Genomic DNA, 8,286 nt, shown 5'->3' with positions numbered 1-8,286 from the left:
CTTATAAAGAGCCCGGTCTTGTGACCGGGCTTTTTTTTGCCCGGCTTTTTTGAACATCGGAGAAACCGCCATGGATCTGCGTCCCGTATTGCTGGCACTGACACTTGGATTGGCGCTACTGCCCGGCCTCGCGCTGGCTGCCGGCAAATGTGAGCGCCTGGTGATCACCGGCAGCCCGGACGCGCCGCCGTTGCTGTGGCGTGACCCTCAAGACCCAACGCACCTGATCGGCGCCACGGCTGATGTACTGCAACAAATCGGCAAGGACCTGGGCCTTAAAATCGACCTGCTTTACGGCGGCAAACGCTCCCTGGCCCTGGATGAAGTGCGCAGCGGGCGCATGGACATTCTCGCCGATGCGCCGCTGAACCTCGGCGAGCTGGAAACCCTCGACTACATCCACCCGGCGCTGGTGCAGATCGACTACCTGGTGTGGACGCGCAAGGATTCGCCGCTGGTCTACACCAGCGCTGAAGACTTGCACGGGCATAAAGGCGCGGTCTCCGAGCGTGCGCGCTTGAGCGCTGGTTTCGACACCTTCGCCGGCCAGCAGCTCAGCTTGCAACGCCTGCCCAACTTGACCCCGGCGTTCCAGAAACTGCTGCTGGGTGAAGTCGACTACGTGCTGGCCGGGCGCTACTCGGGCATGGCCATGGCCCAGACGCTGGGCATGAGCAACGACCTTGTCGCCCGTGAAATACCCGTCGACCAGCCCGGCCTGTACCTGGCGATTTCCCACAACTCCGCCTGCAACGATCCGTGGCTGCGCGGACAGCTGGCGAAAAAGATGACAGAATTACCCGCGTCTGGTGTCGCGCAAGCCGCTTTGCAGCGCAACCTCGAACGCTGGAAAGCGCAATTGCAGCAACCCGTCGGCACCCCAGCAAAGTAAGGATTTTCAGTGACTCTTCGACCTCTTTTCGCGGCCCTCGCCGTTGTCGCTCTGGCGGGATGTGCAGCTGATCCTGCGCCGAACGAACAAATACGCCTCACCCAGCAGGCCTTGGAACAGGCCAACGCCGTGGGCGCCAGCACCGATGAATCGCCTGAACTGAAACTGGCTGAAGACAAGTTCGCCAAGGCCCGGGCCGACATGGCCGACCAATCCTACAAAGATGCGCGCATGCAGGCCGAACAGGCCGAGCTGGACGCGCGTCTGGCTGAAGCGCGGATATTGACGCGCAAAAGCCAGGAACAGTTGAACGTGCTTAACAACCGCATCGCCCGACTGCGCAAACAATTGCAGCTGGGAGAAGCCCAATGAGCCCGCTGATCCGTGGTTTGAGTTGTGTGTTGCTGCTGGGCAGCGCGGCGTTGGGCGGTTGCGCCAGCCAGCCCAACAGCGAGCAGGCGTTGCAGCAGGCTGGCAGCGACTTCCAGAAGGTCAAGGAAGACGCGAATGTGCTGCGTTTTGCGCCCAAGGATGTGATTCGTGCCGGCGAATCCCTGGCCCGCGCCGATCGCTTGTCCAGCTACTGGGGCAGCGGCCCCGACGTGGTGCATTACGCCTACCTGAGCCAGCGCTACAGTGAGATCGCCCGCGAACACACCGAGCAGGGGCTCAACGCCGAGCGCGGCACCAAGCTGGAGCTGGAACGCCAGCGCCTGCAATTGGCCCTGCGTGAGAGCAAGTTGGCGAGCGTGCAGCAGCAAGGCAAGTGGCTCGAAGAGCAAATCGCCAGCCTGACCACCACCCAGACCAATCGCGGCCTGGTCATGACGTTGGGCGATGTGTTGTTCGACACCGGTGACGCCGAGCTGCAAAACTCGGCCAACCGCACCGTGCTGAAAATTGTGCAGTTCTTGCAGTTGAACCCCAAGCGCGTGGTGCGCATCGAGGGTTATACCGACAACACCGGTGGCGAGCAGGAAAACCTCAAGCTGTCGCGCGACCGTGCGCAATCGGTGGCTGATGTGCTGATGGACCTGGGGATTGATGAAAAACGTATCCAGGTCGAGGGCTACGGTGACCAGTACCCGGTAGAGGCCAACGCCTCGGAGCGCGGCCGCGCGCAGAACCGCCGGGTGGAAATTGTGTTCTCCGACGAAAAAGGCCAGCTGGGCGCCGCTCGCTAAAAACCTGCATCGATCAGTGTGGGAGCTGGCTTGCCTGCGATGCAGGCGCCTCGGTATGTCAGGCAAACCGAGGCGATACTATCGCAGGCAAGCCAGCTCCCCACAGGTTGCCGCGTACACACAGAACCGATCATTGATCGGTTTTTTTATGCACCTTGCCCCTACAGTTTTCTCTATCACTGCCGCCCGCGCTCGACTATTGTGGCAACTGTCCCCGTACACTTCTAAACTGTGCCGGTATGTTTCACACAAAAATAAAATACCCGTGAAATCGAGTGCTGCGTCATGACCAATCTGTTGCTTTACCAACGTATCGCCCAGCAACTGGCTGAGGACATCCGGCGCGGTGTCTATCAACCCGGCGAGCGCGTGCCTTCGGTGCGCAAGATGAGCTCACAGCTCAACGTCAGCCACGCCACGGTGTTGCAGGCGTATGCGAACCTGGAAGACCAGGGGCTGATCCGCGCGCGGCCGCAGTCGGGTTATTACGTGCACCAGACGCCTGCGCTCACGGCGCCGACGCCGGATATCGCCCGGGTTGAGCGTCCGGGGTTGGTCACGCGCAGCAGCATTATCCAGCAGGTATTGGTCGAGTCGCGCCGCGAAGGCGTGTTCCCGTTGGGTGCGGCCGTGCCGAGTGTCGATTATTTGCCGGTGCGCGCGTTGCACCAGCAACTGGCCAAGGTCACGCGCTTCCAAAGCCCACGGGCCTTCAGCTACATGTTCAGCCCGGGTTTTGAACCATTGCGCCGCCAGGTGGCGATTCGCATGCGCGATGCTGGCGTGGTAGTGGACCCCTCCGAAGTGGTGATCACCCACGGGTGCGTTGATGCGTTGCAGATGTCGTTGCGCGTACTGACCCGTCCGGGCGACCTCATCGCGGCTGAATCACCGACCTATTACGGCTTGCTGCAACTGGCCGACCTGCTGGGCCTCAAAGTCATCGAGATCCCCAGCGACCCGGCTACGGGCATGAGCCTTGAGGCGCTGCAACTGGCGGCCAACCAATGGTCGATCAAGGCCTTGGTGCTGACCACGCGCCTGAGCAATCCGCTGGGCGCGACCATGCCCGAGGAACGGCAGAAACAGTTGCTGCGCCTGGCCTCGGATTTCGATATCCAGATCGTCGAGGACGATATCTACGGCGAGCTGATGTTCGAACTGGGCCGCACCAAGGCGCTCAAAGCCTATGACCGCCTGGATCGGGTGATCTACTGCTCGAGTTTCTCCAAAACCCTGTCCCCCGGCGTGCGCATCGGCTGGATGATTGCCGGCAAGTACCAGCAGGAAATCCAGCGGCTGCAAATGTTCAGCACCCACTCGGCGTGCAGCGTCACCCAGATGGGTGTGGCGGCGTACCTGGAGAACGGTGGCTACGACCGGCACCTGCGCTACATCCGCCAGGAATACCGCAAGAACCTCAGCGCATTCCAGCTGGCGGTGCAGCAGTATTTCCCCGAAGGCACGCAGATGACCCGGCCGACCGGCGGCTTTATCCTGTGGGTCAGTTTGCCCGGCAGGGTCAATACCCAGGAACTGCACGTGCGTGCGCTGCAGCAGGGCATCAGCATTGCACCGGGAGTCATCTTCAGTAATACGGAACAGTTTAACCACTGTATTCGCCTTAACTGCGGCACGCCGTGGAACCGTGAGGCAGAGCGGGCGCTGATGACGCTGGGGATGTTGGCCAGCCAGTTGTGCCAGGAAACTGCGGCCGGGTTTTGAACCAGGGCTGAGGCGCGTAAAGGGGACACTCATGTTGACCGACTGATCAGCAGGCTTGTCATGCCGCGTTCAACAAGCGAGCATATGGCCCTCTGCCGTTAATGCTGTAGGCAATATGACCTCTATTTTTCGTGCTGTTGTGGTAATTGGCCTGTTAAGTCTGTGTAACGTCGGCACCGTCCTGGCGGCAGCCCCCGTGACTGAAAGCAAGCCCGCAGCCAATACCCAGCAGAAGACTTCGGCGAAGAAACCGGCGCCGGTTAAAAAAGCCCCGGCGGCCAAGAAAAAAACCGGCGTCGTGAAAAAACGTGCACCGGTGGCGAGTAAATCCAAATCTGCCCACGAAGTAGCCCAGACCAAACTGCCACCGGCACAGTTGGACCTGTCCTTGCCAACCGAAATGGTCAGGCACTTGCAGCCCCTCGGCACTATGCCTAAACCCAAGAGCGTGCCGCTGTTGCCGCCGATGTTTGCGGAAAAACCCACCGACAACAGCGCGTTCCAGATCAATGGCCGCCTACTGAGCAACCAGATGCAGTTGCAGCTGCGTAACGAAGAGCGCCGCGACATTGAAGGCGCTGCGCTGGATTTCGAATTCAAGCAATAAAATTGCGCGCTTAGGTGACGCACGCCCTCGACCATCTGTCGCAGACTGGTCGGTCACTTTTGTTTTGTGCGAAAAACCCCTGTTAGACCATTTTAAAACGGCTGTTTAAGGGCGTACTCTAGCCCGGCCATCCATATTGAGTCGTCGAGGACCTGCCGGTCATGAAATGCCGTGAAGGCTGTGGCGCATGCTGCATTGCCCCCTCCATCAGTTCACCGTTACCGGGAATGCCCAATGGCAAACCTGCGGGAGAACGTTGCCTGCACCTGTCGGTCGAACAGCTATGCCAGCTGTTCGGGCAACCGGAGCGGCCGGCGGTGTGCAGTGATTTCAAGGCAGACCTTGAGGTGTGCGGCAATGATCAGGCCGATGCGATCCGTTTGATCGGCTGGTGGGAGCAGATGACGGCGGCTTGATGGGCTTTACTATCGGAACTTCAAAAATAAGGAATACAACAATGGGTTCGTTGAAACGATTGGCTGTGTTGTGCGGTTTTACGGTGTTGTTTGCTGCCACTGCCCAGGCTGAAGATTGGCAAGTCGCCAAGGACGAAGACGGTATCAAAGTGTCCTTGAGCGAAATTGCCGGCTCCAAGTACAAGGCTTATCGCGGTGTCACCCTGATCAAAGCCCCCGTCGCCAAGATCCAGGCCCTGCAGGAAGACGTGGCCGGTGCCTGCGCCTGGATCCACGAATGCAAATCGCAAAAACTGCTCAAGACCGAAGGTGACAAGAGCTGGACCTACACCCAGTTCAAGGCGCCGTTTCCGGTGACCGACCGCGACTCGATCCTGGAGATCACCACCTCCAAGGCCGCCGACGGCACCGTGACCCGCAAACTGCTGGAAGTGCCGACTTATCAGCCCGAAGTCAAAGGTTACGTGCGCGTAGCCCAAGTGGACGGTTACTGGAAACTGGTGCCAAAGGGCGATAACCAGACCGAAGTCACTTACCAGGTGCACACCGAGCCAGGCGGCAGCGTGCCATCGTGGCTGGCCAACAAGTTCGTGGTGGACGCACCGTTTAACACCTTGAAAGCCTTGAAAGAACACGCTGAAAAATAAGCGCAGTTGATCCGGTGCCTCAGGCCTTGAGTGGAACGTTTGCCGACCGCTCAAGGTCCAGATAGATGTGAGCCCACACATGGGCTTTATCGAGGAGGCACCGATGCAAACGTGGCAGATTACCTTCGTAGATGATCACGGTGTAAAGACCGTGGAGCAGTTCGCCTGCGCGCAAAAGCCCAGCCTCGAAGATGCGGCACACATGATCCGCAACAAGCTCGTGCCCGTGGCCGCCGAACTTGATCTCAATGACCTGGAGGGCCGCAAGCCCGAGCCGACGGTCAAGATCCTCAAAGATCAGAACAGTATTCAAATCCTCGACATCTCACCCGCCGCCTGAACATTTCCTGTAGGACCACGAAACCCCTCTGGTGGAGGTGATAGCTTCGCGCTACTCTGCAATTGAGATCAGCGAATGAATCGCTAAGGTTTGGTCTTGTCAGCTACAGGCTTGTTTTCCAACGGTGTTGTATTTGTCGTAGCTCCCGCGCCAGTAGGGCGCGGGCTTCGGGAAGCACGGAAAGTCTATCCATCGGTTTGAGGAGGACGTTTCATGAGCACAGCCTATCAAGAAGACATCAGCACCAACGTACTGCGCCGGATGAAAGAAGGCGGGTTCGACTTCTCGCGTTTTCACCCCATCGAGTTCTACGCCATTTTCCCGGATGAGGAACGTGCGCGCAGGGCTGCGGGTCGCTTTCGCGGGGAATCCCTGAATGCCCAGGTCAGCGCGCGCGACGATGGCGCCTGGTACCTGGAATTGAGCAAAATCATGTTCGCAACCTACGACGGCATAGGAGACTTCGAGCAAGACTTTGAGGCGGTGGTGGAACCGCTGGGCGGCATCATCGAGGGATGGGGCGTCAAGCAGGAGGTGCGTGGGTTACCCATGTAGTGCGATTTGTATGAGTAAAGCAGCGTATCGGCTGACCTTAGGGTCGGCCGTTTTTGTGTGTGCTGTATGAAATCTCCTAACCGCCACCTCACTTTTCTTGCACCAAAAAAAAGCCACCCAAACAGGGTGGCCCAAAGGGAAGAGCGGTTCGCTGAAACTGTAGGACGTGTCCTGTTCAGCCGATGGGGGTGATTATCCGCAAGCGTGGGCGGGCAGTGAAATCAACTCTGGCTATGCTGTTGATAGTCAAAACCCGCATTACGATGAAGCGCGGGGCGTGACGGCGGGCATTCTACGCACCAGGAAGGTGCGAGTGGATTCCGTTATTTATTCAACTCACTGATTTTTAAGTGTTTATGCCGATGGCGCGGGCCTTGCAACACTGCTTGCGTCCGAGTGACAAGGAGTACGGCATGACCCGCACTTATTACGATGAAATGTACGACGGGGCAGGGCAGGTCCGGCCCCATTACCGCGAGTTCGCCCGCTGGTTGGCTGATACGCCCGCCGAACTGCTCGCGCAACGTCGGCGTGAAGCCGATTTGCTGTTCCACCGTGCCGGCATCACCTTCACCCTTTACGGGGACGAGCAGGGCACCGAGCGCCTGATCCCGTTTGACACCATCCCACGCAGCATTCCCGCCAGTGAATGGCGGATGGTCGAGCGTGGCTGCATTCAACGGGTCAAGGCGCTGAACCTGTTCCTGGCCGACCTGTACCACGGGCAACGCATCATCAAGGCCGGCATCATCCCCGCCGAACAAGTGCTGGCCAATGACCAATACCAACTGGCCATGCAGGGCTTGAACCTGCACCGTGATCTGTATTCCCACATCTCCGGCGTCGACCTCGTACGCGACGGTGACGGCACGTACTACGTGCTGGAAGACAATTTGCGCACGCCGAGCGGTGTGAGCTACATGCTCGAAGACCGCAAGATGATGATGCGCCTGTTCCCGGAACTGTTTGCGGCCCAGCGCATTGCGCCCATCGACCACTATCCCAACCTGCTGCTCGACACCCTGAAAAGCTCAAGCCCACTGGATAACCCAAGCGTGGTAGTGCTGACACCGGGGCGTTTTAACAGTGCGTTTTTCGAGCATGCCTTTTTGGCTCGTGAGATGGGCGTGGAACTGGTGGAGGGCGCCGACCTGTTCGTGCGTGATGACCGTGTGTTCATGCGCACCACCGACGGTCCCAAGGCCGTGGACGTGATCTACCGTCGCCTCGACGATGCGTTCCTCGACCCGCTGGCCTTCAACCCCGACTCGATGCTCGGCGTGCCCGGCCTGCTGGCCGCATACCGCTCGGGCAATGTGGTGCTGGCCAATGCGATCGGCACCGGGGTGGCGGATGACAAATCGGTGTATCCGTTCGTTACTGAGATGATCCGGTTTTACCTGGATGAAGAGCCTATTCTGCAGAACGTGCCGACCTTTCAATGCCGCAAGCCTGATGAATTGTCCCACGTGCTGGCCAACCTGCCGGATCTGGTGGTCAAGGAAACCCAAGGCTCCGGCGGCTACGGCATGCTGGTCGGCCCAGCCTCCACTGCGGCGGAAATCGAAGCCTTCCGCGCCCGTATCAAGGCCAAACCCCACGCCTATATCGCCCAGCCGACCCTGTGTTTATCCACCTGCCCGACCTTTGTTGAAAACGGCATCGCGCCACGGCATATCGACCTGCGCCCGTTCGTCTTGTCCGGCAAGGAAACCCGCGTGGTCCCCGGCGGCCTGACCCGCGTGGCGCTGCGTGAAGGTTCGCTGGTGGTCAACTCGTCCCAGGGCGGCGGCACCAAAGACACCTGGGTGGTCGAGGATTGAACCATGTTGAGTAGAACTGCCTCGGATTTGTACTGGATGTCTCGCTACCTGGAGCGCGCGGAAAACCTCGCGCGCATGCTTGATGTCAGCTATTCGC

At 59.3% G+C, this 8,286-nt stretch carries 11 protein-coding genes; all 11 read left to right on the top strand.

Annotation, left to right across the window (positions count from 1 at the left end):
• The first annotated feature begins 70 nt into the window (after window positions 1-70).
• Entirely contained in the window at window positions 71-892 is an 822-nt protein-coding gene (locus FEM54_RS17720) for a substrate-binding periplasmic protein (protein ID WP_017138338.1), read from the top strand.
• 9 nt (window positions 893-901) lie between these two features.
• Window positions 902-1,264, top strand: coding sequence for a DUF4398 domain-containing protein (locus FEM54_RS17715; RefSeq protein WP_138452177.1), 363 nt, complete (start codon window positions 902-904; stop codon window positions 1,262-1,264).
• Window positions 1,261-2,076, top strand: coding sequence for an OmpA family protein (locus FEM54_RS17710; RefSeq protein WP_017138336.1), 816 nt, complete (start codon window positions 1,261-1,263; stop codon window positions 2,074-2,076). The genes FEM54_RS17715 and FEM54_RS17710 overlap by 4 nt, the downstream gene beginning before the upstream one ends.
• Before the next feature lie 285 nt (window positions 2,077-2,361).
• On the top strand, window positions 2,362-3,801 hold the full coding sequence (locus FEM54_RS17700; protein ID WP_017138335.1) for an aminotransferase-like domain-containing protein: 1,440 nt from the start codon (window positions 2,362-2,364) through the stop codon (window positions 3,799-3,801).
• A 115-nt stretch (window positions 3,802-3,916) separates the two neighbouring features.
• Window positions 3,917-4,408: a hypothetical protein gene (locus tag FEM54_RS17695; RefSeq protein WP_017138334.1), complete on the top strand. Its 492-nt coding sequence runs from the start codon at window positions 3,917-3,919 to the stop codon at window positions 4,406-4,408.
• A 161-nt stretch (window positions 4,409-4,569) separates the two neighbouring features.
• A complete protein-coding gene (locus FEM54_RS17690) occupies window positions 4,570-4,824 on the top strand; it encodes a YkgJ family cysteine cluster protein (RefSeq protein ID WP_017138333.1) in 255 nt (84 codons plus the stop codon).
• 41 nt (window positions 4,825-4,865) lie between these two features.
• The gene (locus FEM54_RS17685) at window positions 4,866-5,471 is read left to right on the top strand and encodes an START domain-containing protein (protein WP_017138332.1); all 606 of its coding nucleotides are present in this window, start codon (window positions 4,866-4,868) and stop codon (window positions 5,469-5,471) included.
• Between the two features lie 103 nt (window positions 5,472-5,574).
• Entirely contained in the window at window positions 5,575-5,811 is a 237-nt protein-coding gene (locus tag FEM54_RS17680) for a hypothetical protein (RefSeq protein WP_026013791.1), read from the top strand.
• A 213-nt stretch (window positions 5,812-6,024) separates the two neighbouring features.
• Entirely contained in the window at window positions 6,025-6,366 is a 342-nt protein-coding gene (locus FEM54_RS17675; protein ID WP_003193463.1) for a ribonuclease E inhibitor RraB, read from the top strand.
• 413 nt (window positions 6,367-6,779) lie between these two features.
• Window positions 6,780-8,189, top strand: a complete 1,410-nt coding sequence (locus FEM54_RS17670) for a circularly permuted type 2 ATP-grasp protein (protein WP_017138329.1) — start codon at window positions 6,780-6,782, stop codon at window positions 8,187-8,189.
• A gap of 3 nt (window positions 8,190-8,192) precedes the next feature.
• On the top strand, window positions 8,193-8,286 hold a 94-nt coding region (locus tag FEM54_RS17665; RefSeq protein WP_138452175.1), incomplete at its 3' end, for an alpha-E domain-containing protein.

This window comes from Pseudomonas edaphica (assembly GCF_005863185.1).
GTDB lineage: Bacteria > Pseudomonadota > Gammaproteobacteria > Pseudomonadales > Pseudomonadaceae > Aquipseudomonas > Aquipseudomonas edaphica.
The sequence above is the reverse complement of the archived record's forward strand: the minus strand, read 5'-3'. Positions and strand labels throughout refer to the sequence as shown.